Here is a 25,773-nt window from a genome sequence, read left to right on the forward strand (position 1 = left end):
TAGGACAGTTGCATGATTGTCGCCATGAAACCGACCGACGCACCGCTCTTCGATACGGCCCACCTGGCCCGGTACACGGCGGGTGATCCGGCCTTGCGCGATGAGCTTTTGACGCTGATGTGTGATCAGGCGCGGCGCTGTCTCGCGATCATGGACCGTCCATCGGACCCGGCCAGCTGGCGTGCCGCCTGCCATACGCTGAAGGGCGCTGCCCGCGGTGTCGGCGCGTTCGCCCTGGCGAATGTGTGTGACGAGGCGGAAATCCAGCCACAGGCCGCCTGGGCCGGAGCCCGGCTGGCGGTTGCCCAGGCGTTTCGGGAGACCGAGCTGGCTTTCGCCGACGCTGACTGATCAGTCGGTCCGCGTGGCGTCCCAGACGCTGAACTCATAGGCAATCGAGCGTTCGACCAGTTCGCGCCAGACCGGTTCGGCAATCTCCACCGCGAGGCCGCGCGATTTGGCCTCCGCGCTCACCTTCGAGATGACGTCATTGATCCGCCATTCGTCGCGGACCACGTCGCGGCTGGGCTTGATCCGGGCCGCCGCTTCCATGTAGCGGGCCCGTTTGGCCACCAAGGCAACGAGCTCGCGGTCGAGCGCGTCAACGCCGGCGCGGACCTCCTGCATGGTCTGGCAGTCTTCTGGCCGGGTGACGCCGGGGCGGGTTGTCGTGGTCATGGGCAATGGAACCTGTGCTCGTTTGCCTTCTTATAGGCGGGCTCGCACAGACGCCCAAGCGGCGGACTGTCACAGTCCGGGCGGCGCAGGCACCTGATCCGCTGATGGCGCTGCAGGCACGCCGCAAACGCCCCTCGATCTTGCCTGCAGTCGCGCTATGCTGCGGCAGGACGCACAGGAGTCGCGACATGTCCCAACCGGTACGCATCTATGGTGATCGCCGCAGCGGCAATTGCCTGAAAGTGAAGTGGACGGCCGACCGGCTGGGCATTGCCTATGACTGGCATGACGTGGACGTCGTGAAGGGCGAGACCCGGACCGAGGATTTCCTGGCCATCAATCCGGCCGGACAGGTGCCGTGCCTTGAACGCGAGGACGGTCGCATCCTGGCCCAGTCCAACGCCATCATTTTCCACCTGGCGAATGGTTCCGAACTGGTCCCAGCCGACCCGTTCGACCAGGCCAAGATGCTCGAATGGATGTTCTGGGAACAATACAGTCACGAGCCCTACATCGCCGTGCGGCGCTTCCAGCGGGCCTTCCAGAACATGCCGGACGACGCTATCGACCCGCAGCTGATGGCCAAGGGACGGCGGGCATTGGGCGTTATGGAGATGCGCCTCCTGTCACGCGACTTCATCGTGGGCGAGCGGCTGTCGCTGGCCGACATCGCGCTCGTGGCCTACACCCGCGTCGCCGATGAGGGCGGGTTTGATCTCGACGAATTCCTCGGCGTCCGGTCCTGGGTGGCACGGGTCGAGAACGAGTTGGATCTGGACCCGGATGACGGGCGGGCCAACAGGTCAGCCTGACGTGACCGATCGCTTACGGCCGATCAAGCCGGTACCGGTACCCATTGGATCTCGTAGACGGTTCCAGCCATGAGAGTTTCCATCGGTGGCATCTCGCCGTCGGGTCCGCCGTGCTCGACGCGGATCCAGTAAGTCAGACCGGTCGGTCGCGGATCAAGGCAAACTATATCGCCGGACCGCTCCTCCACGCCGGGAAAACAATTGCCGGGGTCAAGCTCACCCGCACCGGCCGACATGCCGACATCCGGTGCCGACCGGAGCAGTCCCGGCACTCGGATTGTAACCGCAAGCAATTGATCGCCATCACCGTCGATGATCACCTCGGCTGGTCCGGCGGCCGCCCGGCGGGCCTCATAGACCAGATAGGTCTCGCCTTCGGCTGACGCCTGGCCCGGGGTCACCGTGAAACCACCCAGTGCCGCACCGAGCGCGTCCTGGCTGAAGGGCGTTGCGGCGCTGACGGGCCCGATCCGGTCGGGATTGGCTGACCACAGCCCCGACGCTTCGGCGTCCGGGGTATCCGAGCAGGACGCAAGAATCACGAGGCTGGCGGTGAAGGCTGTCACAGTGATCGAGCGGGGCACGGGCATCCTTGAGCGTCCTTTTTCAACGGACCACGACTTAGCGGGCCAGTTCCTTCATCGCCGCGTCGACCCCTTCCAGGGTCAGCGGGAACATGCGGTCGGCGCCGATTATGTCCTGGACGAGGCGGGTGGAGTAGGAATGCTCCCACCATTTTTCCGGCGTCGGATTGATCCAGATCAGGTGCGGCCAGGTGTCGGCGATGCGTTGCAGCCAGACCGCGCCGGCCTCTTCATTCCAGTGCTCAACGGAACCGCCATCATGGGTGATCTCGTAGGGCGCCATGGCGGCATCACCGACCAGGATGACCTTCCAGTCGGCCGGGTATTTGTGCATCACGTCCAGGGTCGGCACGGTCTCGGTCCGGCGCCGCAGGTTTGACCGCCACACCCCCTCATAGGGGCAGTTGTGGAAGTAGAAATATTCCAGATTCTTGAAGGTCGAACGGGCCGCCGAGAACAGCTCCTCGCACAGGCGGATGTGCGGGTCCATCGAGCCGCCGACATCAAACAGGGCCAGCACCTTGATCGCGTTGCGCCGCTCCGGGCGCATGACCACATCGAGCCAGCCCTGCTTGGCGGTGGCGTCGATGGTTTCGCCCAGATCCAGTTCCTCGCGGGCGCCGTCGCGGGCGAATTTGCGCAGGCGGCGCAGGGCGACTTTAAGATTGCGCGTGCCGAGCTCGCGTTCGCCATCAAGGTCCTTGTAGCGACGTTGCTCCCAGACCTTGGCGGCGCGCTTGTTCTGGCTTTCGCCGCCAATGCGCACGCCGGACGGGTTGTAGCCGGAATGACCGAAGGGCGAGGTGCCGCCGGTGCCGATCCACTTGGATCCGCCCTCATGGCGCTTTTCCTGCTCCTCGAGGCGCTTCTTCAGTGTCTCCATCAGCTCGTCAAAGGGCAGGGCCTTGAGCTCGGCCATTTCCTCCTCGGTCAGCATGCGCTTCATCATCGCCTGCAGCCATTCGTCAGGGATTTCCTTGTCCTCGAACATGGCGCTGAGCATTTCGACGCCCTTGAAGACATGGCCGAACACCATGTCGAACTTGTCGAAATCCTTCTCGTCCTTCACCAGCGCAGCCCGGCTGACCGAATAGAAATGCGCGATCTCCGGCTCGATCACGCCCTTGTCGAGCGCTTCCAGCAAGGTCAGGTATTCCCGCGTCGTGACAGGGATCTTGGCAGCGCGGAGTTCGGTGAAGAAGTGATGCAGCATGGCCCCAATCTAGCGAGGTTCGCGCGGCTGGGAAGGGGATGTGTGCGGGTGGTGCGGCTGGAACCGTTGCATTGGCCCGCTTGGCAAACCCGAAGCGGCGGCGCGTCGGTCACACTTGCCTAACCGCGTCGGTGTGCGAAGTTGCGGAATGATTTCCATGAGGCGGACTGTGAACGAGCGAGCTCCGACGGAGAATGTTGACCTGGAACGTCGCGCTGCCCCCCGGCAGAAGCGTTCACAGGACCGAATCAACAAGATCGTGGCCGCGACCAAATATCTGCTGGAGCACGACGGCGCCGACGCGATCACCACATCCAGCGTGGCAGCCCAGGCCGGTGTGCCGGTGAGCTCGGTCTATCGCTATTTTCCGAATATCTACGCCCTTCACTGCACCATTCTCGAGGCGTTCATGCTCGAGGCCGAGGCCATCATCTCGACTATTCTGGAGGACCCCGAAGAGCAGGACTGGCGGATCAGTGTCTTCGGGATGCTGAATGGTTTGCGCCAGCTGGTCGCCGGCAATCCATCCTATGGCGCGGTCTTCCAGCTGACCCTCACGACCCCGGAATTGCGGGCCGTCCGCGAGCGCTGGAATGTCCGTTTGGCCGGGGTCCTGTCGCATCGCTGGCACAAGGGCATGGACGGCTTTCACGACGGCGATCCCGACGTGGTCGCCCGGCTGACGGTGGAGTTTTATTGTGCCGCCGAAGTCCTGATCTTCGCCACCCGTGACCGGCCGGAACAGGCCGAGACCTATTTCAATGAAACGCTGATGGCCTTGCAGCGCTATCTCGCCCCCTATCTGGACTGATCAGTCGCAATCGCCCGGCAGGCTTTCGATCCAGGCGCGGATCAGCGCGATCCCCTCGACATGATTGGTCGAGCGTCCGACTTCCGGCATCATCTGGTCGGGCTCCACATTGTCGAGGCGGAACAGAAGGATAGACGCGTCGGGTTGGCCGGGCACGATGTCGTGGCGGCGGTCACCTGTTCCCGCACCGGCAGCGATCGGCAGTTTGCAGATGCCCAGGGCCGGTCCGTGGGCGATATCCGGCTCGAGATTCAGCCCTGACGTGTCGGCTGGTCCAACCGGGCTGTGGCAGTGCGAGCAATTGGCGTCGAGGTAGGCGCGGGCGCGCGCTTCAAGTGACGCCTCCAGATCTTCCCAGTCGGCATTGCGCGGCGCGTTGTCCGGTGTGGGGGCGCCCGTGAGGTAGCCGATCTGTGTCAGGTGTTCGAGCTGGTTGGCGGTGCCCGAGGGGTAGTCGAAATCACGGTTTAGATGGCGCGGCTTCGGACCGATCGGGGCGATTTCGCGGGTATTTGAGTCGGGCGCATGGCAGCTGGCGCACTGGTTCACGTCCGGCATGACATAGTTGAATGTGGTGGCACCGCCGTCGCGCTCGGCCACGGTCAGGGGGACGACGTCACCATAGCGCAGCAGGACGGCTTCGCTCTGGTCCGCGTTCCAGCGATAGGGCAGGGCCACCCAGCCCGTCTCACGGTGCACCAGGATACGGGTCTCGATCAGCTGCACGCGGGACAGGTCCAGACTGCCATCGGCGTCGGTCAGGCTGTGACCATCGCCGCGCCTGACCTGTCCGGGTGAGTCGGCGAGCGGGTAGTAGAACGTCTTGGTGATCACCGTGCCGACCGGGAAATCGAGCGTGTCGTTCTCGCGATAGCCAGCGGTCTCGCCTGCCGGCATCCAGATGGTCCTGAGCTTCAGGGCGTAGTCGGTGAAAAGCGGCGTGTTGAGATCGTAGGGAACGACACCATCGGCCAGCTGCAGATCACCGGCCACGATACCGAGCTGGCCCCATTCCGAAAGCAGCCGGGGATTGCCCTCGGCATGGAATTGCGCTGTCGGAGCGCCGGGTGAACAGGCGGCCATGGCGGCAGCGCCGATCACGATCAGTCCACGAAACACGCTCACGACAGGCCCCAGCTCTGCTTAGTCGGCGAAGGCAAGTTCGACGGCGCCAAGGCTGTCGAGGCTGCAGCGGAAGGCGTCGGTGTCGACGCTCGGCGAGGCATAGCCATTGGGACCATCGGCGTTGAGCACGTCGACCGGGTCGCTGACGCAGATCCGCAATGCGTCCGGCAGGACCCCGTCAACCAGCTTGGCCTCGTCCACGAAGCCGTCGAACAGCACGTCCGGCAAGGCACCGTTGAGACCGAACAGGGCGATCTTCAGCGCGGTCAGGTCAAGTCCGTCCGGTGATGTGCCGCCACCGGAATAGGTGTTGTCGTGGATCCAGATCGATTCCGGATAGGGATCAAAATCGGACTGCACCGCGTAGTCGGAATAACCGGTCGAATGCAGGCTGGAGATGATGATGTTGGCGGTATTGTTATCAGAGATCCGATTGTTGAAGATCTCGACCTGGTCGTTCGAGTTGATGACCACGCCCGACCCGGCCGGAACACTGGCAACCGGGGTGCCGGCATGACCGAAATTCTCGGTGTTGTTGGCGAAGATGTCATTGTCATAGACGCGGGTATGATAGCCCGGCTGCGGCAGGTTCGGCATGTTGAAGACGAGGATGCCGCCAGTGTTGTTGGTGGCGATATTGCCGTAGACGTCGGCGCCGATGCAGTTCTCGATCTCGATACCGGCAACATTGTATTCGGCCCGGCTGTTGCGGACGATCACATTGCGCGACTGGCCGACATAGATGCCGGCATCCGAGGCACCGATGGCGACCGTGTTCTCGACCAGCACATTGGTGGTCTGGACCGGATAGATGCCGTAAGCGCCGTTTTCGGTTGCGTAGCCGTTCGTCCATTCGACGCGGACGCCGCGGATGACGATGTTTTCGCCGCCATTGACCTTCAGGCCGTCCCCGATGGTGTCCTCGATCGCCAGGTCTTCCAGCGTGAAATCATTGGCGGTGACGATCAGGCCTTCCGCACCGGCGATCTGGTCCTGGAAGCTCAATATCGTCTGCTCCATGCCGGCCCCACGAATGGTCACGCCGTCGACATTTAGGCTCAAGGAGCGGTCGAAGCTGTAGATGCCGGCGGGAATTTCGATGACGTCACCCGGCTGGGCGTCAATCAGTTGTTCCAGCAGGACGGCCTGATAGCCGGCATCGGCACTCGACACATCGCGTGAGGTGTCGCTGTTCCCGCAGGCGCTCAGAACCAGCGCCGATGCGCCAATGACCAGAAACCTGATAGTCTTCATCTTGCTCTCCCCGGCATCGCGCCGCCCCTGATTTCCTGTCCGGCTGACGCCGAACAAGTCTACTAGCAAATTTTCATAGACAGGGCGCGGTCGCAACAAGAAACGGAAAAAGTTTCCGTTTCTTGACAGTGTGTGCCCTCCACGCACCGCCTCACCAGTTTGTGAACAGTCGGGGCAGGACAGGCCAGGCCTGCCGGTCCAATCTGTCTGGCACGACGGCACGGGGACCACACATGGCAGTCACGGCATTGATCCTGGCGACAGCGCTGCAAGGCGCGCCACTCTGGACGGACGCACCGGACGAGACCTTCGCAGACGGGCTTGAGACGCCTGAAGCGCGAGCGTTTGACTTCTGGCTGGGCGAATGGACCACCAATTGGCGGCCGCGCGATCCGGACGGGTTGGACTTTCTCGCCGAGGGGTCGCATTTGCGCCAGCACGTCTACACGATGCTGGACGGCAAGGCGCTGGTGGAATTCGGCGAACCACTGGAAATCGATCCAGAAGTGGCCTCCGGACGCGGAATTTCCGTGCGCTATCGGGACGGTGAAACCGGTGAGTGGATCATGGTCCAGAACTGGCCGACCGCCGGATTTGAGGGCCTCGCCTTCACCGACCAGCTGATGGGACCGGCCCTTCGCAATCGTGTCCAGCTCTACAGTCACGATGCCCAGCGCTCGACACCGGATGCGCCGGTTGTGAGGCGCTATACCTTCTCGGACATCCATGATGGCAGTTTCCGGTGGGAGGGTGCGAGTACGGCGGATGCCGGCAATAGCTGGCAGACCTGGACGATCATCGATCTCGACCGGATCGCACCGGACGCGAGGCCGCTGACCCGCGAAACCGGTTGGCCCGGCCAGAATGGTGACCTGCTTTGCACGACCGAGCCGCACGGCGCCTTTGATGGTCTGGCCGGCAACTGGACGGTAACCCGGACCCTGGCCGATGGCCGCGTCACCACGGGGCGTCTGGAGGCGGAAAAAATGCTCGATGGTTGCGCCGTTGGCGGGCTGATGACGATGGACGGTCACGAGACCCTGCTGATCTGGAGCTGGTCACCCATCCTGCAACACTGGGTACAGTTTTCGCTCACGGACGTGCCCGGCGAACGGCACAGCTACGCCGTCGCCCGTACCGGCGGTGAGGGGGCAGGTTTCCACCACGCCCCGGATCTCGTGATTGGTTCCTGGCAAGCCAATTTCTATGACGGGTTCCGCAATTTCACCCCGTCTGCCCTGACACGCTGGCGCTGGCAGTCCATGACTGATGACACAGTCACCATCATCGCCGAAATGCGCGCCGATGCCGAGGCGGAGTGGATTCAGTCCGGGACCTACACGCTCTCGCGCTCGGCGGAATGACCGCTCGGGAGACTAGCCGGGTCCTGAGCGTTCCAGCACGTCGATATCCGCCATCATCAGCGCATCCGATGCCGCACGGATCGTCTCGACCGGCCAGTCCCACCAGGCGAGTGCCAGCAGGCGCTTGACGTCGCAGTCCGGAAGGCGGCTGCGGATCGGCATGGCCGGATTGCCTCCGACGATCGTGTAGGGCGCGACATCGCGGGTGATCACCGACTTCGCCGCGATGATGGCGCCGTGGCCAATGCTGACCCCGGGCATGATCACCGCGTCCCAGCCGATCCACACATCATGGCCGATCGTGATCCCGCCCTTGTTCGGCCAGGGACCGGGATCGGGCTCACCCCAGCAACCGAAGATCGGGAAGGGATAGCTCGACAGCCGGTCGGCAAAATGATTGCCGCCATTGAGCACAAAGCTGGCATCCGCCGCGATCGAACAGAATTTGCCGATTTCCAGACGGTCCTCGATGAAGTCGAAAGCGTATTTCAGCTGCGTCTCGGCAAAGCGGGCCGGATCATCGAAGGAATGGATATAGCTGTAATCGCCGGCGGTGATCTTGGGATGACCGGCGACCAGCGGCTTGAGATAGGCCGTCGACGGCGCCGCCGGCATGGGCGCCGGGTTCATGGGGTCGAGGGCAGGGTGATCGAAGACGGGGGTGTTGGAAGAAGCAGTCATGAACAGACTCCGGGTGGGAGGTGGATTTCGGATCGTCGAAATGCGCCTCCGGTCTCCCGGTCAGGCGCGGTCTAGCCGGACATGTTCATGTGAGCGCTCTCCTGTGTTGGGCCCCGTTTTATAGCTGTCGTTGGTTGGGCTGTCATCTGGAAGGCCCGCGCATCAATTGGAAACGCGGATGACGGTGCGTATGCGGTGGATGGCATCCTGAAAAACTGGGGCATGCACCGTTCTCCCGCGCTTGGGTCTCGAGGGTAGGAGCCAAATTGGACAGAAGATTGCGTCCCGAGCTGGACACAGAATAAATGGTATGTGGACCCGTTCCGTTGCTCGTGAAATTGATGTTTGTCGCTATTTATCCCGCCCATCTCTTAAGGAGTGGATCAATGACATTTTCTTCAATAATGCTTGGAGTGCTCGTGTCGGCGTCGTGTTTTGAGGTGCTGGATGATCAGGATATTGCTGCAGCGAGAGATGTGTTTGTCGGCGTGCCCTTGGCAGCAGAGGACGGCCAAATCGAGGTGGGTGTTGTCCTATCATACAGGATGTCCGGTACTTGGCTTGAACTGGGTGACTTGTACGCACTTCCCGGTGAAACTCGCGATGAGATTGGCTGGCGGGAAATTGGCGCCACGATTGAACATCGCGACCCAGGTTACCTGATAAGTGAAAGCTTTTATGGAGGCATGGATTTCGACGATTTTTCTGATGGTTGCGACGTGAGATATGATTTGGTGGAAGGCGTGCTGTATATGTTTGTTCTTGGCAGTGAAGCCAAATTACGCTCAGTCGAACCAATTACGAGTACGCAATTTGACCCTTGGGCTTTGCATGTCGAACAGGTCTTGGAGCTAGAGGAGGCTCAGTAAGACTGCAGCCTATCCACCGATTGTCAGTGCTAGGGAAAAAACGGATCACAGGATTATCTCCCGCGCCGAGCGCGGCCTAATCCATAGAACTCTTGTCAGCCAGCGGGCCGTATCCGGTTCTTGAGGTCAAGGGCGGCGCAGCCGCCGCTTCGCGGTTTCACCCTTGAGCTCAAGAACCGGATACGGCGAACTCCCGGCAAGGGATTTATGGCGCGGTGGGCGCTCCGCGCCTCGACCCGAAACCGGATCACCAGTCGCCATTCGCCCATAATTTTTCCCGGACGCGCATCTGCGCGATCCGGGACCAACGTGAGCCTCATTGCTTGCCGGTCAGGCCCGTCGGTCCCGGCTCTGCGCCCCGCTGTTGCGGGGCTTCGGCCGGGAAAAATGGGGTAGGCGTCCGCAGGTTTTCCCTAAGCCGCCCCCGGCCCACGCGGACCCTCACCGGGCCCACCTGGTCTCCGCACCATGAAGGACAGCTTCTCGAACAGCATCACGTCCTGCTCGTTCTTCAAAAGCGCACCATGCAGCGGCGGGATGAGCTTGCGCGGGTCGCGTTCGGCCAGGACGGAGGCGTCGATGTCTTCGACGAGGAGGAGTTTCAGCCAGTCCAGCAGTTCCGAGGTCGAGGGCTTCTTCTTGACGCCGGGCACGTCGCGGATCTGGTAGAAGAGCGTCAGTGCTTCTGACAGAAGGCGGCCCTTCAGGCCCGGATAATGGACCTCGACGATCTTGCGCATGGTCGCTTCGTCGGGGAAGGCGATGAAGTGGAAGAAGCAGCGGCGCAGGAAGGCGTCGGGCAGTTCTTTTTCATTGTTCGAGGTGATGATGATGACCGGCCGATTGGCTGCCTTGATGGTCTCGCCGGTCTCGTAGACATGGAATTCCATCCGGTCGAGCTCCTGCAGGAGGTCGTTGGGGAATTCGATATCGGCCTTGTCGATCTCGTCGATCAGCAGGACGGAGCGCTCCGGGGCGGCAAAAGCCTCCCACAGCTTGCCCTTGCGGATGTAGTTGTTGATGTCGTGGACGCGGTCATCACCGAGCTGGCTGTCGCGCAGGCGGGCGACGGCGTCATACTCGTACAGCCCCTGGCGGCCCTTGGTCGTTGATTTGACGTGCCATTCTATCAGCGGCATGCCCATCGCCTGGGCGACCTGCTTGGCCAGCTCTGTCTTGCCCGTACCCGGCTCACCCTTGACGAGGAGCGGGCGCTCGAGAGCCACCGCGGCGTTGACCGCGGCGCTCAGTTCTCCATCAGCGACATACTGATCTGTACCTTCAAAGCGCATGGGAGCGATCTAGCGCGATTGGTCGCATGTCTCCAGAGGCGATGAGCGGATAATTATGTATTCGCCGCCAACACGCGTCGATTAAGAGACTGTAAAGACGAATCCCGTCGAGTGGGATCGCAATATGGAAAAGGTGCTCGATCCATGGCTGACGGGATGATTCGGACCCAGAACTTCTACGCCTTCGAATGGCTGACCGGGAAAGTGGCGGACTGCGATCCGAATTTCCCGACGACCCTGCATGCCTGGGACGGCGAAACGCTCGACCTCGGCAATGTGGATACGGCTTATTTCGGTTTCGTCCAGTCAGGCGAGGCGACGCTGGTGACAGCGTCCGGCCAGTTCAAGCTGCAGGCGGGCATGTATTTCTCGGCCAACAATACGCTCACCGTCTCCGGTGGTCGCGGCATCGTTATGGCCCGCGAGAACCACCAGGCCTTCTTCATGGTGGGTGGCCCGGTCGAGGCCCAGGGGCGCCTGAAATATATTGATGGCTGCACCGACAGCCTGCTGATCGCGCCGGTGAAGATGGGCGACCCCTGTCTCAACCTGCTCTACTTCCCGCCGGGCATCGACCAGACCCCGCACACCCATCCGTCCGACCGCATTGGTGTTGTCTATTCCGGGCGCGGCGAGTGCGAAACGCCGGAAGGCATCATTCCGCTCGAGCCGGGCGTGATGTTCCGTATCCCCTATGAGGGCAACCACAAATTCCGCACTTTCGACACCGAGATGCGGGTCATCGCCTACCATCCGGACAGTGATTTCGGCCCGCAGGACGAGGACCACCCGATGATCAACCGGACGATTGTCGATGGTGTCTCGGCCTCGAAGATCGACGCGATCCGCACCAAGTAATTTCCGATGTCAGCCACGACAAAAGGGGCGCCCCCGGGCGCCCTTTTTTTGTTCAAGTGCTGACTCCAGCTATTTGCGCAATGCTTCCAAACTAGCGTCACCCTGACAAAGGTCAGGGCCCAGATCCAAGGGCGAGACTTATCCAGCCCGGGCACCATCTCGCTTTACAATCTGGGTCCTGACCTTCGTCAGGATGACGGTTGGTAGAGGCTGGAAAAATGACAGATGGTGACCGGCATCACGGACGCGCCAACACGCCAGCGGTACACTCCACGCATGGCTCGCCATCCATGCGTCTACACCCTCGCCAGCCAGCGCAACGGCACACTCTATATCGGTGTGACGGGCAATATCGCGATGCGGATCATGCTGCACAAGGAAGGCAAGGGCTCGGCCTTTACCCGGAAGTACAAGGTCAATCGCCTGGTCTGGTACGAGTTTCACCAGGATTTCGGTTTTGCCATAGAGCGCGAGAAACGCCTGAAAAATTGGCATCGCCAATGGAAGATCAATCTGATCGAGCGCACCAATCCCGATTGGGACGACCTATACGAGACCATCCAGATGTGGGCGCCGATGGATTGATCAAGACTCCGCGCGATCGTCCGGAGCGTGTTGCGGGCGCAGCCAGTCGGTGCCGTGATCATCCGGCCTGCCGGTGGCGGCGTCGTAGCGGCCCCGGCGCAGATTGCGGCGGCGATTGATCTCACTGGCGGCCGGTTTCTTGTCGCCATCACCGAGCGCGATCTCCAGATTGCGCAGATCGGCGATCATCGCGGCCAGCTCATCCATCTCCATGGCGAAGGGATGATCCGGACCCGGCGTCGCCCGGTCAAAGGTGACGTGCTTTTCGATCACCACCGCGCCCAGGGCCGCCGCGGCAATCGGCGCCATGGCACCGGGTGAGTGGTCGGACAGGCCGACCGGTAGCCCCAGCGTTTTCTTGAGCGTTGTGATGGCCGACAGGTTGAGATCCTCCCAGGCCGGCGGATAGCTGGCGGCACAATGCAGAACGGTGAGATGCGGGCAGCCGCTGCGGGTCAGGGTGGTGACCGCGGTGGTCACCTCGTCGAGATAGCTGGCGCCGGTGGACAGGATCAGGCGCTTTCGGGTGGCCCCGAGCGCTTCCAGCAGCGGCGTATAGGTCAGATCACCCGAGGCGATCTTGTAGCGTTTGACCCCAAGGCTCTCCATCAGCTCGACGGCGGCGAGCGAGAAGGGGGTCGACATGAACTCGACGCCATTGTCTGTCGCGCAGGCCATCAACGGGCCGTGCCACTCATCGGGCAGGCCGGCATTGCCGAAGGCGGCGAACTTCGGATTTTCGGAGATGGTGCCGTCGGCACCCTTCACGAAGCGGGCGATCAGGCCGTCGCGGGTCAGCGTCTGAAACTTGACCACATCGGCGCCGGCCTTGGCGCTGGCTTCGATATAGCGTTTGGCCTCATCGAGGTCGCCGCCGTGATTGGAGCCGATTTCGGCGATGACATCGATATGGGTCATGGGTCAGGAGGCCAGGTCTGTGAGGATGGATTTGAGGACATTGGTCTCGTCGAAGAGGTGGCACAGATGCCCGGTGTCGACGGGCCAGTCGCGATCGGCAAGGGCGGCAAAAAGCGCCCGAACCAGCTCGAGATCCTCGATCGTGTCGACCGACACATCAAGGTCCGGACGCCTGACCGCTTCAGGAAAGTCGACCGTGTGACAGCGGAAGCGGTCCAGATGATCACGGATGAAGACCGTCACATGTTCACGGTCGCGACGGGTCGTTTCGGACGCTTCGTCGAGCTGGCGCAGGACGGCGGTCTCGACCACTTCGGCGCGCAGCCCCTTGGGCAGATGCCCGGCGCTGGGGCGGGTATACTCGGCTTGGTGTTTGCGGTGTTCGGCGACGCAGCGGGCAATCACGTCGGGATCGCGAAACGGGCTGTCGGAGGTGATGCGGATGATTGTCTTCGCCAGGGTGTGCCCGGCAACCATCAGGAAGCGCGACAACACATCGTTTTCCGAGCCACGGAAGACACGAATGCCCTCGCGTTCGGCCAGCGCCACAACCGCGTCGTCGTCCGGATTGGTCGTGGTGGCAATCACCAGCTCGTCGACGCCCTCGATCGTGCGCAGCTGACGACACTGATAGCTCAGCAGTGACACGTCATCGTGGAGCGTTTCCAGGATTTTTCCGGGCAATCTGTTCGAGCCTGTGCGGGCCTGGATGACGGCTACGGTTCGGGTCATCTGCCTGTCTCCGTGCTCGGCGGGATTTCGATGTCTTGCCATGATCGGACCATACGCGTGGGAGTGTAGGGCGGAAAGGTTGACGGGATATGGCCGGACAAATGCTCCCGGCCTGCCAGCATGCGCACCAGCAGGGCCGGGACATTGAGGCCGGCCAGTGTCATCAGATAGCCAAAGCCCCACATGCGCGGATTGATCTCCAGCAGGTAGGCGGGCGCATCCGGCGTGGGGCGCTTCACCTCGACCGCGGCCAGTCCGTGCCAGGGGCCGGAGGCCTGCAGCACCGCCAGTCCAGCCGCCATCAGCTCGGGATCATCGACCGTCTCGCCGGCAATGGCGACACCGCCGGTCGGCGGATTGGTTTGCAGTTTGCGGTGCAGAGTGGAAACAATCAGGTCGCCGCGATTCCACAGCGAGCCGATCGTATAGATGGTCTCGGCGCCGCCGGGGATCAGCTGCTGGACGACACAGGGTCCGTGCTCCGCCACCGTCTCGCGCCACATCGACGCCAATTCCTGCGCACTGGCCGGATAGCCGACGCCGCGCGCGCCGCGCGAGGTGCGGGGTTTGACGACACAAGGATAGCCGCCGGACCAGTCCGCCAGGTCCTCGGCGCAGGTGGGCTGCAATGTTTGCGGATGGGGCAGGCCGACGCGCTTGACGCGCTCCAGCAACAGGCCCTTGTCGATCCCGAAGGCGATGACGTCCGGATCGGAGACCGGGACCCGCAGGCCGGCCTCGGTCCAGTCGCGAGCGACCGGTGCCAGGGCGGCGACTTCGGCTTCGGAACCCGGAATGATGATGTCGAGCTTGCGCTCGGTGCAGACCTGCCGGACAGCGATGCGATAGGCCTCGGGGTCGGACGCGGAGGGCAGGACCACGCTTGTCGTGCCCGGCTCGAACATGCCACCGGCCAGCCGGTTGATATCGGCCGCGACCAATTTGACGTCGGGGTCGGCCAATCGGAGCGAGCGCAGGGTCCCCAGGCCCGGCGGCGCGCCGACACCGGTGACCAGGATGCCCGAGGTGAGTGTGGCCAGGCTCATGAGGGGCGCCACCGGTCGAGGGACCGACCCAGCAAGTCTTCCAGCGCGACGATCTCGGGGTCGAAGCGGGCCTGCAAGCGGACCCGGGTCTCATCGGCCATGGGCGGAATGGAGACCGCGTCGTCCTGGATCGGCGGGTAAACGCCGTCAGCACTGGTCGCGCCGGACACACCGGTCACCGGGGCGACCAATTCGGCATGAAGTGTTTCGAAACTGTCTGCGTCCCGGTCGTCGTGGGCGCCCTGGAGGGTCGGCATTTTCGAGCGCGGGATGCCGCCGGTATTGAACCGTTGGGCGACCGTGACCGGCGCGTCGGCATTGATGTCCAGGAATTCGAAAATCCGCCGAACCGTGCCCGGTCCGTCCTCGTCGAGTTCGTCCTGCAGCAACACCAGCATGTTGGCAAACCGGTCGCGATATTGCCGCAGGCGGTCGGCATAGCGACCGGTGTCGGCGTACAGCCACTGGAAACCCCAGTTCGCGGCGATGCGGCGCGGTTCGTCGGCGAGTGCTTTCTCGAACGAATAGAATTCGGCATCGCGCCGGACGTTCTGAAGATAGTGCGACCAGGTGCGATCAACCGGGTTTCTCAGGATGGCGATGATCCGGGTGTCCGGACCGCAATAGGTCATCACGCGCCGGGCCGCGATCGGCGCATAGGCGTAGTAGTCCGGCGATACATCGCCAATCCGGCTCTGACCGTCATAGCCGGCAAACAGTGCCTGATAATCGCTGACATCCGGCGCCGTATCGAAGTGGTAGAATTCGGGCCAGTAGACCGATCCATCGCCAACTCCGGAAAAGAAGCGGCCTTCCTTGCGGACTTTCGACAGGAACACGTCCGGGTGCTGGTTGAGATAGTGATAGAGCGAGGTCGTGCCGGATTTCGGCGCGCCGATGACCAGGAAATTCGGCCAGACCTGACCGGTGTCGGCGTTCTTTTCGGAGGAAATGCGGGTCATCGTGAGTGCGGCTTCCTGTGTCGCGGACGAAACGAATCACACGCCCGGCTGGACTTCAATGGACGCGGTTCAGCTTAAGGATTTACTGCGATTCCCGGCTTGCTCCGGTCGCGAGTGCGCAAAGGTGCGACGCGACCCGGATTGCCCCGTCGCCATCGACCAGGGCCTGGCCCTTCCGGGCCATGTCCCGGCGCCTGTGGGTATCGGCCACGAGGGCTTGAAGAACGGCCGCGAACTGGTGCTCGAAGCCGGGGTCGACAGGGTTGAGGCTGACGCCCAGGCCGGCGCTTTCAAACTGCTCCGCCCGATCGAACTGACTGGCGACGATCGGCAGGCACACCGTAGGCAAGCCAGTGGCCGCCGCCTCGTGCAGTGTGGTCCCTCCTGCCAGGATGCCGATGTCGGTCTGCTGCAAGGCTTCCACCAGGGGGTGAACCGGTCCGGCTTGGGCCGGGCCACGCCATTCCAGCGCCAGATCGGGAAACTCCGCTGATATTTGCGCCTGTAGCCGGGCCAGCAGCGGGGTGGTTGTGCCACCCAGCGACAGCAGGACACGCTGGGGCCGCTCCGCGACACGACGCGGTGGCAGCGCGCGGCAGGATCGCGGCAGGAGGAGGTATTTCGGACCGCTCAGCGCGGGAGCACCGGATGGTGACAGGCCAGGCAGGAAGCCCTGCCGCACATGCAGGTCCGGGACGGCGCCATGGAGGAAGTTTCCAACCAGGGTGATGTGCACGCCGGCACGTCGCAGATCAGACACCCGCTGCGGATTGGTCTCTTTCCAGTCGGCGACCAGATGGCGGATGCCCCGGCTGGCCAGGGCGTCAGCGAGTTCTGTCTCGTCGGTCATCACGACACGCTCGACGGACCCGTCGAGATCCGCCGGAACATGGTCCGGTGTGGCCGTCAGCCAGGAGACGGTTGCGCCGCAGTCGATCAGCGCGTTGGCCAGTGCACTGCATCGCATGACATGGCCGAGCCCGATTGTGGTCGAGCCGTCTGCCCGGATGGCGAAGCTGGCCGTCACCGCGATCAGGCAGGCGAGGCGGCCAGGGCCGCCAGCTCGTCCGCCACGCGTTTCATGGTACTGTCCCAGTCGCGGAATCCGGATCCGAAGAAGGACCGTGTCTGCGGATACCAGTGCTGGCGATCGGTGCCGAGCAGGGTCCAGGTTGAGGACCGCGCATGGATGAACCATACCTTGCCGCCACAGGCTGCGGCCAGGTTCGAGGTCGCGTTCATCGGCCCGAGCACGAGGTCGCAAGCCGAGGCGTAGGCCGCGACCTTGTCGAGATCCATCTTCAGGTCAATGTCGGTGGGTTGGTGGAGCGTTACCCCGAAGCGATCCCGGGCCAGCGCCAGTTCCTCCTCGACCTTGCCGTATTGCAGGTTGATGAAGTCGACACCGGGCGTCTTGAGTACGCCCTCCCAAGCGTCGAACGCCGAGAAAAAGCGCGACCGGCGGGCATTCATGTTCAACGACTTCCACAAGACGCCAACTTTCAGCCCGCTGCCGAAACTGTCGATCTGATCGCGAAAGCCGGCTTGGACCTGCGGGTCGGGAACCAGAAATCCGGCGCTGGCCGGAAAATCCTCGATCCGGTTCCTGAAAGCGCGGAGCGGCGTGGCCATCGGCGTCCAGAAATCGGCGCCGTCCTCCAGTTTCGGGACAGCCCGAATGTCGCGGCCTTCGACGGTGGCCGACATGTGGTGTCCGACGACAGCCTGGGGGAATGAGCGTTTGACCAGCGGCATTAGTCGGTATTCGCAGGCGATGCGCAGCTCACCATCAGGCCCGATGGCTTCGATCAGGTCTTTGACAATGTTCATGAAAAGGACTTCGTCGCCAAGCCCTTGCTCGCCGACAAGCACCAGTGTCTTGCCGCGGATCTGGCCGGGGTCGACGCCATCCCAACGCGGCGGCTTGAGGGTGAAGAGCGTGGCCTGGGCGCGGTTCGGGTCCAGCCGGCTTTCATTGGCCGCCCAGCCGTCCGCGATATGACCGGCCGCGAGCATGACCATGGATCGGCCATGCCGCATGGTGGCTTCCTCCATGGGGTCAGCCGGGTCTTTCAGGGCCTCCTCATAGTGCGGGATGGCCAGTTCCGGCTCGCCCAGAAGTTCATGGATATTGGCCATGTTGTTGTGAGCGCGCCCGTAGGTCGGCTTGAGGCGCAGCGCTTCCTCATAGAATGTCCGGGCCTGGATCGGGTCGCCGCTGTCATTGATGACTGTGCCCATCGAATTCCAGAGCTCGTAATCTTCCTGGTTGGCGTAGATCGCGGTGCGCAGGATTTCCGTCGCTTCCTCAAACTTTCCGGCATCGCGCAGGACACCGGCCAGATTGATCGTCGCGTCGACCGCTGTGGGCGCGAGCTTGTATTGTAGCCGGTAGAACTTCTCGGCCGCATCGAGCATGTTGAGTTTCCAGGCGACCAAGCCGAGCTTCTGGTAGATTTCCGCGTCTTTCGGGTCGATCTTCCAGGCGGCCTCGAAAAAATCGAGTGCCCGTGACAGACGTCCCAGATTGTACAGCATCAAGCCGAGCACATGATTGGTGAGCGCCATGTCCGGCGCCAGCGTGTAGGCCTTGTGGGCCAGGCGGGCAGCGGCGACATTATCGCCCTCCGCTGAAGTCCTCATGGCGCGTTTGGCGAGGGCCGCGACTTTCTGGAAGACTCGGCGGCGGTCGGCCGGCACGCGATCCAGATGGGCATCCACCCGGACGGCCTGCTTACCAAGCGGCACCGAGTCGCGGGTTTCGTTCTTTTCGACTTCTGCCTCGGCGGAGATCTCCGCATCAAGGTCGAGCGTGCTGGCATTTTGCATGGTGATCAGTCCTGCCTCGATTCTATCGGGCAAGGCAGGAGATTCGCTTTAAGAACTTGCTAAGAACCGATGATCCTGCCCGGGCGGTTCGGAAACCATTTCTTCACCCAGTATTGCGAACGTGTGCGCAGCGACCGTCATGGATCGCGTCAGAACGCCGACCGGAGGGATCCCATGCCGCTCAAAATCTCGCTCAAGCCTGGCGAGAAGTTTGTCCTGAACGGAGCCGTCATCGAGAATGGCGACCGTCGGGCCAATCTTGTGCTGCAGAACAAGGCGTCGGTCCTGCGCGAGAAGGATATCCTTCACGCCGAGGATGTCGATACGCCGGTCAAGCGCATCTATTTTCCGATCATGATGATGTATCTGTCCGACAAGGCGGACGACAAGCTGTATGACGAGTTCGTGCTTCGCATGAATGAGTTTATGGGGGTTGTCTCGGACCCGCAGACCCTCGGTCTGTGCGTGAATGTCAGTCGCGACGTGATGGCAAACGAGCACTACAAGGCGTTGCTGGGTTGCCGCAAACTCATGACCTATGAAGCCGAGAGGCTGAGCTGATGTCCCTACAAGCCTATCAGACGACTGCCGCGCGAGCGGAAGACCCGCGTGCCACCGAGTACCGGCTGTTTGCCCAGGTGACCCGGTCCCTCATGAACGCCAAGACGCTGCCCCTCGAAGCGGTCCGCGACCGGGCCTCGGCCATTGACTGGAACCGGCGTGTCTGGAGCAATCTTGCGCTCGATTGTGCCAGTCAGGACAACAAGCTTCCCGAGGCCTTGCGGGCGGCGATTATTTCGCTGTCGATCTTCGTGTCGAAACACGGCAGTCATGCCATGCGCAATCCCGAGGCGATCGACGACCTTGTCGACATCAACCGGACGGTGATGCAGGGGTTGATGCCGCAGGCCGGCGCCGGGGCGGAGCAGGCCGCGGGGTAACAATTGCCGACACGGCAATAACAGCAGGCAGAAACAGGCACCTTCTCCGGAAGGTGCCTTTTTTAATATCCTAAAACACTGATTTTAAGCTCTTTTCTGGCGCTTCTCTGCGGCATGCCGCTTGCGAAGTCCTGTGCGGGCAAAACGCCCACGGCTGAAAAATTCAGCTTCAAATGCATCCAGAATGGAGAGCACAACAATGGCACTTTCTGTCAACACCAACGCTGGGGCAATGATCGCCCTGCAGAATCTGAACAAGACGAACATGTCGATGAATGAGGTTCAGAATCGCATCAACACCGGACTGGAAGTAGCCAGTGCGAAGGACAATGGCGGTGTCTATGCCATTGCTCAACGCATGCGCTCTCAGGTCAATGGTTATGGTGTGGTCGGGCAAAGCCTGGACCTCGCGACCTCTGTCACCGATGTGGCTCTGGCTGCCGGTGAGGCGATTTCGGATATTCTGATTGAAATGAAGGAGAAGGCGCTCGCGGCATCTGACTCATCGCTTGATGCAGCCTCCCGGACGGCCCTGAACGAAGATTTCAAGGCCCTGCGGGACCAGATAGCCACGATCACTTCCAACGCCGAGTTCAACGGCACCAACCTGATCAACGGTTCGGTGACTTCGATCACGGCGCTGGCCAATGCTGACGGTACCAACACGATCACCATCTCTGACCAGAACTTTACCCTGGCCGGTGGTACGGTGACCGTGGCGGCGGCAGCATCCTTCGCTTCGGCAGGTGACGCGTCCACGCTCGTCACGACAATCGAAACGTCTCTCGACAACCTGAACACCTCTTTGGCAAAGCTCGGTACGGCATCCAAGTCGCTTGAAGTTCACAAGAATTTCGTTTCGCGTCTGTCGGATGTCCTCGAGACGGGGATCGGCAACCTGGTCGACGCCGACCTGGCCAAGGAAAGCGCCCGACTCCAGTCGTTGCAAGTCAAGCAGCAGCTGGGTGTCCAGGCTCTCTCCATTGCCAACCAGGCGCCGCAGACCATCCTGTCGTTCTTCGGCTAAGTTCGTCCGGCCGGGATCGCCCTTGTGGCGATCCCGGTCTTTTTTTCAGGTTCGACAGCGCTGGCGGGTACCCATGTCTGAAATCGGTCATTAACTTGATATTAATCATAAAAACTTGCCGATCGGCAGGATTTGCCTAGCGAATTCTGCCTGTTGGTAGGCAAAAATTGCCGCCCAAATGGTTACTGGGCAAAGAATGACTCGGCAAAAACAGCCCGGCGAATCACGCGACTCGGAGTTAACCCTTGCGGTCAATGCCCAATTGGCACCGCGCTTGCTCTTTCCTTGGCAGGGTCAGAAGACCCGACGGGCAGAACGTCCGGATGAAACCAGAATGGAAAGGGCCAAGAAATGGCTACAATCAACACGAATGCCGGCGCCATGGTTGCGCTGCAGAACCTCAATCAGACCAACCGCGACATGGAGCAAGTCCAGAGCCGCATCAACACCGGTCTGGCTGTGGCTTCCGCCAAGGATAATGGCGGCGTTTACGCGATTGCCCAGAAGATGCGTTCTGACGTCAACGGCTATGCCGCTGTCGGCAATTCGCTCGATCTGGCCGCATCGACCACCGACGTGGCCCTGGCTGCTGGTGAAGCGATCGGTGACATTCTCATCGAAATGAAGGAAAAGGCCCTGGCCGCTTCCGACTCCTCGCTCGATACGGCGTCCCGTACGGCCCTGAACGAAGACTTCAAGGCCCTGCGTGACCAGATTGCGACTATCACGTCCAATGCCGAGTTCAACGGGACCAACCTGATCAATGGTTCGGTGACCTCGATCACGGCGCTGGCCAATGCTGACGGCACCAACACGATCACCATCTCCGACCAGAACTTCACTCTGGGCGGCGGTAATGTGACGGTTGCTGCGGCAGCGTCCTTCGCGTCTGCCGGTGATGCGTCCACGCTCGTCACCACGATCGAAACCTCGCTCGACAACCTGAACGCATCGCTGGCCAAGCTCGGCACCGCGTCCAGCTCGCTCGAGATCCACAAGGGTTTCGTCGGCAAGCTGTCTGATGCCCTGGAAAAGGGTATCGGCAACCTGGTCGATGCAGACCTGGCCAAAGAGAGCGCGCGTCTTCAGTCCCTGCAGGTCAAGCAGCAGCTTGGCGTCCAGGCCCTGTCGATCGCCAACTCGGCGCCCAGTACGATCCTGGGTTACTTCCGTTAATCACGGACTGGATGGCGGAGCCTCGCTCCGCCATCCGCCTCCGCGGTTGACGCGAAATTCTGATGAGGCGCTGATGCCTCCGCGTCAGCGAAAATTCAAATGGCAGAAACGGGGTTCAATCCAAAATCTGTTCCAGTGGCACCCATCACCGAGAACAGGGACATGTCTGCAGACCGCCCACGCGAAGCCGTGCGGCGGGTCGAGCCCGTTCTGGACGCGGACCGCAGCGCCCCGGGCCGGAATGCGTCGCCGGAACGCACCGCTGACATTGAGCGCCTGGCGGCAGAGACGCTGAGCAACTCCCGTTTGAAGATTCTCCAGGACGACGCCTCCGGTGAGTACATCTATCTGCTGATTGACCAGGATACCGGCGAAACCGTGCGGCGCTGGCCCCCGGAAAAACACGGCGACCTGATGGAATACCTGCGCACCCGCTCGGCCGGCATCGTCGACCAGAAGGCCTGACCGGTCACAGTGTCGCCATTGCAGGCTGCAAAGACCCGGCAAATATTGACCACCCGGGCATATGTGGCCCGGCAAGCCCACGCAGAGCATCCTTACCCTTGCTTGGATTGCGCGTTTAACTAGCTGAAAATATTTCTTATTTTACACCGTGCCAAAACGGCACGCCTCTTGCGCATACCGGTTCGAACAGCCGCTGAATGGCGGTGACTGAGAACGCGGGAGAATGTCGCATGACCATGAGCGTCCATACCAATACCGGGGCGATGATCGCTCTTCAGAATCTGAACAAGACCAATGACGACATGTTGGGGGTTCAGAACCGGATCAACACCGGCCTGAAAATTGGCGGCGCCAAGGACAATGCCGCGATCTATGCTGTCGCCCAGGGAATGCGTGCCGACATTCGAGCCCTTGAGGCCGTGCAAAGCGGTCTCGACCGGGCTTCGACCATCGGCGATGTGGCCCTCGCGGCAGGCGAGTCAATTTCCGACCTCCTGGTCCAGATGCGCGAAAAGGCCACCGCGGCCATGGATCCGTCGCTCGACAGCTTCTCGCGGGCTGCCTACGACTCGGACTTCAAGGCGCTCCTCGACCAGATCAGTGGCATCCTCCAGAATGCCGAGTTTGACGGTGCCAACATTCTCGACGGCTCGATCACCAGCGGCATCGAGTTCCTGGCTGATGCCGATGCGGCCCGGTCGGTGACCCTGAAGTCGCAGGACATGAGCATTGGCGGCACCATCCTGACCATTGCCGCAACGGCCAGCCTCGGGTCCGTCACCCTTGCGACCAATGCCGTGGCTGCGATCAAGACCTCCCTGGAAAACGTCAACCAATCGCTGGCCAATCTCGGCTCCGACACGAAAAAGCTGGAAGCCCATTCCAACTTTGTCGGCAAGTTGATGGACTCATTGACCCGCGGCGTCGGCGACCTGGTCGATGCCGACCTTGCCGTCGAGAGTGCCAAATTGCAGGCCTTGCAGGTCAAACAGCAACTGGGTGTCCAGGCCCTGTCGATCGCCAACGGCCAGCCGCAGATCATCCTCAACCTGTTCGGCGGTTGATCCGTCCCACCGTCTCCACCACCACGGCGCGGCCCCCGGTTTCCGGGGGCCGTTTCCGTTTGGGCGACTCAATCCATCATTTCCGGCAACATGATGCCTGACCGCCGCCTCGCCGGGGTCAGCAGGGAGTATCGAGCATGTCCAAACGGTTCTTGCCCTATGGTCGCCAATCTATCGACGAAAGCGATATTGCGGCCGTGGTTGATGTCCTGCGCAGCGACTGGCTGACAACCGGTCCGGCCATTGATGCCCTGGAAGCGGCCTTCGCCGACCAGGTCGGGGCGGCACACGCCATTGCCTGCTCGAACGGGACGACGGCCCTGCATCTGGCCCTGGCGGCGGAAGGGGTGGGCCCCGGTGACACCTGTATTGTCCCGGCAGTGACCTTCCTGGCGACGGCCAATGCGGCACTGTATTGTGGTGCCGATGTCGTCTTTGCCGATGTGGACCCCGATACCGGCTTGATGCGACCCGCTGACCTGGCTGACGCGCTGGCGCGAGCCGGCGGGCGGGCCCGTGCTGTCCTGCCGGTCCACCTGGCCGGGCAGTGTGAGGCGCTCGACGAACTCGAAGCGATCGCCGGCGAGGCCGGTGCTGTGCTGGTCGAGGATGCTTGCCATGCGGTCGGATCGCGGTGGCGGGGGCAGCCTGTCGGGGCCTGTCGCCACTCCCGAGCAGCCTGTTTTTCATTCCACCCGGTCAAGACCATCGCAGCCGGGGAGGGCGGCATGGTCACAACCAATGACCCCGAGCTTGCCCGCCGGCTGCGGCAATTGCGCAGTCACGGCATCGAGCGCGACGCCAGCCGTCACCAGCGCCGCGAGGGCGAATCCTGGTGGTACGAGATGCAGGCGCTGGGTTGGAACTATCGGCTCAGCGACATCCAGGCGGCGCTGGCGCTGTCGCAATTGCGGCGCCTGGACAGTTTTTCCAGCCGGCGTGCTGCCCTGGCCCAAGCCTATGATGCTGCGCTGTGTGCGGCTGACTTGCCAGTCGAGCCGCTGGCCCGCACGCCGGACTGTGAGCCGTGCCTGCACCTGTATCCGGTCAGGATCGGGTTTGACCGGACCGGTCTTGGGCGTACCGGCGTGATGGCCGGCCTGGCGGAGCTCGGCATCGGCAGCCAGGTCCACTACATCCCGGTCAGCGACCAGCCCTACTACAAGCAACGTTACGGCCCACAGGATTTGCCCGGTGCGCGCACCTATTACGCGCGCACACTGTCGCTGCCGCTCTTCGTCGACATGGCGGATGAGGATCCGGCCTATGTGATTGAGGCGCTGGCGACGGTGTTGAAGGGTTAGGCGGCCGCGGCCATGCCGATCAACTGCCTCAGGGCGGCGTCGGTCAATTGTTCCGGATTGGTGTTGGACGCGTAATTGAACCCGTCCGGTACGAGGTGACCGCCGCTGGCCAGATAGCGGGCCGTGACCTTGGCGCCATGGGCCGGCAGGATCGCGAAACGGTCGTCGAGCTCGATCGTGGTGCGGGCATCATCCTCGGGGATCATCACTTCGTGCAGTTTCTCGCCCGGCCGGATGCCGATCACCTTGTGGGGAAGGTGAGGGGCCATCGTGCGGGCCAGGTCTGCCGTGCTCATCGACGGGATTTTGGGAACGAAGATCTCGCCGCCGCGGGCCATCGACAGGCTGGACAGAACGAAATTGACGCCTTGCTCGAGCGTGATCCAGAAGCGTGTCATGCGCGGGTCGGTGATGGGCAGCTCGGTGGCACCGGCCTCGATCAGTCGGCGGAAATAGGGAATGACCGATCCGCGTGATCCGACAACATTGCCGTAGCGCACCACCGAAAAGACCGGGCCGCCTTCGCCGCCCATGTGTTGCGCCGCCGTGAATATTTTATCGGCGGCCAGTTTTGAGGCGCCATAGAGGTTGATCGGGTTGGCGGCCTTGTCGGTCGACAGGGCGCAGACATGGCTGACACCGCGCTTGATCGCAGCGCGGACCACATTCTCGGCTCCCATCACATTGGTCTTGATGCACTCGAACGGATTGTACTCGGCGATCGGAACATGCTTGAGGGCCGCCGCGTGGATGACGATGTCGACATCGCGCATGGCCTGGTCGAGCCGCGATTCATCGCGCACATCGCCAATGAAATAGCGCAGGAACGGATAGTCGCTGGGCGAAAAATCCTGAGCCATTTCATACTGTTTCAGCTCATCGCGCGAGAAGATGATCAGCTTCTTCGGCTTGTACTCGGCGCAGATGGTCTCGGTCAGCTTGTGGCCGAATGAGCCCGTCCCGCCGGTGACGAGAATGGTCTTGCCGTCGAGCGGCATGCGTGGGTCGAGGAAGGAGCGTTGGTTCATCATTTCCTCGAAAGACGCTTCGGGCGCTGTCTTGTCTGACATGCTTGGCCTCGCGATTCGTATCCAGTGTCAGACGCTGCGCTGCCAAGGTTAACGGTGCGTTAGGCATGTCCGGGAGCGCGCAACACTAGCAGATTTCATCGGTTGTGAGCAGG

General features: G+C 62.1%; 28 protein-coding genes. 14 read left to right on the top strand and 14 right to left on the bottom strand.

Annotation, left to right across the window (positions count from 1 at the left end; all coding sequences use genetic code 11):
* The first annotated feature begins 12 nt into the window (after positions 1 to 12).
* On the top strand, positions 13 to 351 hold the full coding sequence (locus tag VOI18_RS12470) for an Hpt domain-containing protein (RefSeq protein WP_323762745.1): 339 nt from the start codon (positions 13 to 15) through the stop codon (positions 349 to 351).
* Here the strand turns inward: VOI18_RS12470 and VOI18_RS12475 are convergent, their stop codons facing one another.
* Positions 352 to 678, bottom strand: coding sequence for a chorismate mutase (locus VOI18_RS12475; protein WP_323762746.1), 327 nt, complete (start codon positions 676 to 678; stop codon positions 352 to 354).
* A 188-nt stretch (positions 679 to 866) separates the two neighbouring features.
* Here VOI18_RS12475 and VOI18_RS12480 point away from each other — a divergent pair, with 188 nt between their 5' ends.
* Positions 867 to 1,490, top strand: coding sequence for a glutathione S-transferase family protein (locus tag VOI18_RS12480; RefSeq protein WP_323762747.1), 624 nt, complete (start codon positions 867 to 869; stop codon positions 1,488 to 1,490).
* 23 nt (positions 1,491 to 1,513) lie between these two features.
* Here VOI18_RS12480 and VOI18_RS12485 read toward each other — a convergent pair whose 3' ends face one another.
* Positions 1,514 to 2,080, bottom strand: coding sequence for a DUF1131 family protein (locus VOI18_RS12485; RefSeq protein WP_323762748.1), 567 nt, complete (start codon positions 2,078 to 2,080; stop codon positions 1,514 to 1,516).
* Between the two features lie 31 nt (positions 2,081 to 2,111).
* Positions 2,112 to 3,287 carry a vWA domain-containing protein gene (locus VOI18_RS12490; RefSeq protein WP_323762749.1) on the bottom strand — a complete coding sequence of 392 codons (1,176 nt, stop codon included), beginning with the start codon at positions 3,285 to 3,287 and terminating at the stop codon, positions 2,112 to 2,114.
* A gap of 259 nt (positions 3,288 to 3,546) precedes the next feature.
* On the opposite strand from VOI18_RS12490, the gene VOI18_RS12495 reads away from it, so the two are divergent.
* Complete coding sequence (locus VOI18_RS12495) at positions 3,547 to 4,098, top strand: TetR/AcrR family transcriptional regulator (RefSeq protein WP_323762750.1); 552 nt, start codon at positions 3,547 to 3,549, stop codon at positions 4,096 to 4,098.
* On the opposite strand, the gene VOI18_RS12500 is transcribed toward VOI18_RS12495, so the two are convergent.
* Both VOI18_RS12500 and VOI18_RS12505 read right to left on the bottom strand, forming a co-directional pair.
* Positions 4,099 to 5,223, bottom strand: a complete 1,125-nt coding sequence (locus VOI18_RS12500) for an SO2930 family diheme c-type cytochrome (RefSeq protein WP_323762751.1) — start codon at positions 5,221 to 5,223, stop codon at positions 4,099 to 4,101.
* Between the two features lie 18 nt (positions 5,224 to 5,241).
* Positions 5,242 to 6,477 carry a parallel beta-helix domain-containing protein gene (locus VOI18_RS12505; RefSeq protein ID WP_323762752.1) on the bottom strand — a complete coding sequence of 412 codons (1,236 nt, stop codon included), beginning with the start codon at positions 6,475 to 6,477 and terminating at the stop codon, positions 5,242 to 5,244.
* 233 nt (positions 6,478 to 6,710) lie between these two features.
* Here VOI18_RS12505 and VOI18_RS12510 point away from each other — a divergent pair, with 233 nt between their 5' ends.
* Positions 6,711 to 7,841 carry a hypothetical protein gene (locus VOI18_RS12510; RefSeq protein WP_323762753.1) on the top strand — a complete coding sequence of 377 codons (1,131 nt, stop codon included), beginning with the start codon at positions 6,711 to 6,713 and terminating at the stop codon, positions 7,839 to 7,841.
* A gap of 12 nt (positions 7,842 to 7,853) precedes the next feature.
* On the opposite strand, the gene VOI18_RS12515 is transcribed toward VOI18_RS12510, so the two are convergent.
* A complete protein-coding gene (locus VOI18_RS12515; protein ID WP_416374884.1) occupies positions 7,854 to 8,456 on the bottom strand; it encodes a CatB-related O-acetyltransferase in 603 nt (200 codons plus the stop codon).
* Positions 8,457 to 8,908: 452 nt separating this feature from the next.
* Here VOI18_RS12515 and VOI18_RS12520 point away from each other — a divergent pair, with 452 nt between their 5' ends.
* Entirely contained in the window at positions 8,909 to 9,391 is a 483-nt protein-coding gene (locus VOI18_RS12520) for a hypothetical protein (RefSeq protein WP_323762755.1), read from the top strand.
* 413 nt (positions 9,392 to 9,804) lie between these two features.
* On the opposite strand, the gene VOI18_RS12525 is transcribed toward VOI18_RS12520, so the two are convergent.
* Complete coding sequence (locus tag VOI18_RS12525; RefSeq protein WP_323762756.1) at positions 9,805 to 10,683, bottom strand: MoxR family ATPase; 879 nt, start codon at positions 10,681 to 10,683, stop codon at positions 9,805 to 9,807.
* A gap of 144 nt (positions 10,684 to 10,827) precedes the next feature.
* Here VOI18_RS12525 and VOI18_RS12530 point away from each other — a divergent pair, with 144 nt between their 5' ends.
* Positions 10,828 to 11,541: a cupin domain-containing protein gene (locus VOI18_RS12530; RefSeq protein ID WP_323762757.1), complete on the top strand. Its 714-nt coding sequence runs from the start codon at positions 10,828 to 10,830 to the stop codon at positions 11,539 to 11,541.
* A gap of 276 nt (positions 11,542 to 11,817) precedes the next feature.
* Entirely contained in the window at positions 11,818 to 12,126 is a 309-nt protein-coding gene (locus VOI18_RS12535) for a GIY-YIG nuclease family protein (RefSeq protein ID WP_323762758.1), read from the top strand.
* Here the strand turns inward: VOI18_RS12535 and VOI18_RS12540 are convergent, their stop codons facing one another.
* From VOI18_RS12540 to VOI18_RS12565, 6 genes are all read right to left on the bottom strand, one after another.
* On the bottom strand, positions 12,127 to 13,044 hold the full coding sequence (locus VOI18_RS12540) for an N-acetylneuraminate synthase family protein (RefSeq protein WP_323762759.1): 918 nt from the start codon (positions 13,042 to 13,044) through the stop codon (positions 12,127 to 12,129).
* 3 nt (positions 13,045 to 13,047) lie between these two features.
* Positions 13,048 to 13,776, bottom strand: a complete 729-nt coding sequence (locus VOI18_RS12545; protein ID WP_323762760.1) for a cytidylyltransferase domain-containing protein — start codon at positions 13,774 to 13,776, stop codon at positions 13,048 to 13,050.
* Positions 13,773 to 14,822: an ATP-grasp domain-containing protein gene (locus VOI18_RS12550; protein ID WP_323762761.1), complete on the bottom strand. Its 1,050-nt coding sequence runs from the start codon at positions 14,820 to 14,822 to the stop codon at positions 13,773 to 13,775. The genes VOI18_RS12545 and VOI18_RS12550 overlap by 4 nt, the downstream gene beginning before the upstream one ends.
* Complete coding sequence (locus VOI18_RS12555; RefSeq protein ID WP_323762762.1) at positions 14,819 to 15,784, bottom strand: sulfotransferase; 966 nt, start codon at positions 15,782 to 15,784, stop codon at positions 14,819 to 14,821. Before VOI18_RS12555 ends, VOI18_RS12550 begins: the two co-directional genes overlap by 4 nt.
* An 82-nt stretch (positions 15,785 to 15,866) precedes the next feature.
* On the bottom strand, positions 15,867 to 16,811 hold the full coding sequence (locus VOI18_RS12560) for a hypothetical protein (protein WP_323762763.1): 945 nt from the start codon (positions 16,809 to 16,811) through the stop codon (positions 15,867 to 15,869).
* A gap of 5 nt (positions 16,812 to 16,816) precedes the next feature.
* On the bottom strand, positions 16,817 to 18,613 hold the full coding sequence (locus VOI18_RS12565; RefSeq protein ID WP_323762764.1) for a tetratricopeptide repeat protein: 1,797 nt from the start codon (positions 18,611 to 18,613) through the stop codon (positions 16,817 to 16,819).
* 174 nt (positions 18,614 to 18,787) lie between these two features.
* Between VOI18_RS12565 and flbT the strand changes: the two genes are divergently transcribed.
* The 7 genes from flbT (at position 18,788) to pseC (ending at position 24,590) form a co-directional block, all read left to right on the top strand.
* On the top strand, positions 18,788 to 19,174 hold the full coding sequence (flbT, locus tag VOI18_RS12570) for a flagellar biosynthesis repressor FlbT (RefSeq protein ID WP_323762765.1): 387 nt from the start codon (positions 18,788 to 18,790) through the stop codon (positions 19,172 to 19,174).
* On the top strand, positions 19,174 to 19,554 hold the full coding sequence (flaF, locus tag VOI18_RS12575; protein WP_323762766.1) for a flagellar biosynthesis regulator FlaF: 381 nt from the start codon (positions 19,174 to 19,176) through the stop codon (positions 19,552 to 19,554). The genes flbT and flaF overlap by 1 nt, the downstream gene beginning before the upstream one ends.
* A 199-nt stretch (positions 19,555 to 19,753) precedes the next feature.
* Positions 19,754 to 20,581: a flagellin gene (locus VOI18_RS12580; protein ID WP_323762767.1), complete on the top strand. Its 828-nt coding sequence runs from the start codon at positions 19,754 to 19,756 to the stop codon at positions 20,579 to 20,581.
* Between the two features lie 351 nt (positions 20,582 to 20,932).
* Positions 20,933 to 21,757 carry a flagellin gene (locus VOI18_RS12585; protein ID WP_323762768.1) on the top strand — a complete coding sequence of 275 codons (825 nt, stop codon included), beginning with the start codon at positions 20,933 to 20,935 and terminating at the stop codon, positions 21,755 to 21,757.
* Between the two features lie 162 nt (positions 21,758 to 21,919).
* Entirely contained in the window at positions 21,920 to 22,222 is a 303-nt protein-coding gene (locus VOI18_RS12590) for a flagellar protein FlaG (protein ID WP_323762769.1), read from the top strand.
* Positions 22,223 to 22,452: 230 nt separating this feature from the next.
* Entirely contained in the window at positions 22,453 to 23,286 is an 834-nt protein-coding gene (locus VOI18_RS12595) for a flagellin (RefSeq protein WP_323762770.1), read from the top strand.
* Between the two features lie 137 nt (positions 23,287 to 23,423).
* The gene (pseC, locus tag VOI18_RS12600; RefSeq protein ID WP_323762771.1) at positions 23,424 to 24,590 is read left to right on the top strand and encodes a UDP-4-amino-4,6-dideoxy-N-acetyl-beta-L-altrosamine transaminase; all 1,167 of its coding nucleotides are present in this window, start codon (positions 23,424 to 23,426) and stop codon (positions 24,588 to 24,590) included.
* Here pseC and pseB read toward each other — a convergent pair.
* Positions 24,587 to 25,660, bottom strand: a complete 1,074-nt coding sequence (gene pseB / locus VOI18_RS12605) for a UDP-N-acetylglucosamine 4,6-dehydratase (inverting) (protein ID WP_323762772.1) — start codon at positions 25,658 to 25,660, stop codon at positions 24,587 to 24,589. The genes pseC and pseB overlap by 4 nt on opposite strands.
* Positions 25,661 to 25,773: the final 113 nt, after the last annotated feature.

This window comes from Maricaulis sp. (assembly GCF_034670125.1).
In the GTDB taxonomy this organism is placed as follows: Bacteria; Pseudomonadota; Alphaproteobacteria; order Caulobacterales; family Maricaulaceae; genus Maricaulis.

Coding starts and splice junctions, on each gene's coding strand:
- pseB (WP_323762772.1), bottom strand. CDS start 25,660: ATGTCAGACAAGACAGCGCCCGAAGCGTCTTTCGAGGAAATGATGAAC.
- VOI18_RS12510 (WP_323762753.1), top strand. CDS start 6,711: ATGGCAGTCACGGCATTGATCCTGGCGACAGCGCTGCAAGGCGCGCCA.
- VOI18_RS12555 (WP_323762762.1), bottom strand. CDS start 15,784: ATGACCCGCATTTCCTCCGAAAAGAACGCCGACACCGGTCAGGTCTGG.
- VOI18_RS12580 (WP_323762767.1), top strand. CDS start 19,754: ATGGCACTTTCTGTCAACACCAACGCTGGGGCAATGATCGCCCTGCAG.
- VOI18_RS12545 (WP_323762760.1), bottom strand. CDS start 13,776: ATGACCCGAACCGTAGCCGTCATCCAGGCCCGCACAGGCTCGAACAGA.
- VOI18_RS12485 (WP_323762748.1), bottom strand. CDS start 2,080: ATGCCCGTGCCCCGCTCGATCACTGTGACAGCCTTCACCGCCAGCCTC.
- VOI18_RS12520 (WP_323762755.1), top strand. CDS start 8,909: ATGACATTTTCTTCAATAATGCTTGGAGTGCTCGTGTCGGCGTCGTGT.
- VOI18_RS12550 (WP_323762761.1), bottom strand. CDS start 14,822: ATGAGCCTGGCCACACTCACCTCGGGCATCCTGGTCACCGGTGTCGGC.
- flaF (WP_323762766.1), top strand. CDS start 19,174: ATGTCCCTACAAGCCTATCAGACGACTGCCGCGCGAGCGGAAGACCCG.
- VOI18_RS12590 (WP_323762769.1), top strand. CDS start 21,920: ATGTCTGCAGACCGCCCACGCGAAGCCGTGCGGCGGGTCGAGCCCGTT.
- VOI18_RS12515 (WP_416374884.1), bottom strand. CDS start 8,456: ATGCCGGCGGCGCCGTCGACGGCCTATCTCAAGCCGCTGGTCGCCGGT.
- VOI18_RS12505 (WP_323762752.1), bottom strand. CDS start 6,477: ATGAAGACTATCAGGTTTCTGGTCATTGGCGCATCGGCGCTGGTTCTG.
- flbT (WP_323762765.1), top strand. CDS start 18,788: ATGCCGCTCAAAATCTCGCTCAAGCCTGGCGAGAAGTTTGTCCTGAAC.
- VOI18_RS12565 (WP_323762764.1), bottom strand. CDS start 18,613: ATGCAAAATGCCAGCACGCTCGACCTTGATGCGGAGATCTCCGCCGAG.
- VOI18_RS12470 (WP_323762745.1), top strand. CDS start 13: ATGATTGTCGCCATGAAACCGACCGACGCACCGCTCTTCGATACGGCC.
- VOI18_RS12540 (WP_323762759.1), bottom strand. CDS start 13,044: ATGACCCATATCGATGTCATCGCCGAAATCGGCTCCAATCACGGCGGC.
- VOI18_RS12480 (WP_323762747.1), top strand. CDS start 867: ATGTCCCAACCGGTACGCATCTATGGTGATCGCCGCAGCGGCAATTGC.
- VOI18_RS12585 (WP_323762768.1), top strand. CDS start 20,933: ATGGCTACAATCAACACGAATGCCGGCGCCATGGTTGCGCTGCAGAAC.
- VOI18_RS12535 (WP_323762758.1), top strand. CDS start 11,818: ATGGCTCGCCATCCATGCGTCTACACCCTCGCCAGCCAGCGCAACGGC.
- VOI18_RS12475 (WP_323762746.1), bottom strand. CDS start 678: ATGACCACGACAACCCGCCCCGGCGTCACCCGGCCAGAAGACTGCCAG.
- VOI18_RS12595 (WP_323762770.1), top strand. CDS start 22,453: ATGACCATGAGCGTCCATACCAATACCGGGGCGATGATCGCTCTTCAG.
- VOI18_RS12530 (WP_323762757.1), top strand. CDS start 10,828: ATGGCTGACGGGATGATTCGGACCCAGAACTTCTACGCCTTCGAATGG.
- pseC (WP_323762771.1), top strand. CDS start 23,424: ATGTCCAAACGGTTCTTGCCCTATGGTCGCCAATCTATCGACGAAAGC.
- VOI18_RS12490 (WP_323762749.1), bottom strand. CDS start 3,287: ATGCTGCATCACTTCTTCACCGAACTCCGCGCTGCCAAGATCCCTGTC.
- VOI18_RS12525 (WP_323762756.1), bottom strand. CDS start 10,683: ATGCGCTTTGAAGGTACAGATCAGTATGTCGCTGATGGAGAACTGAGC.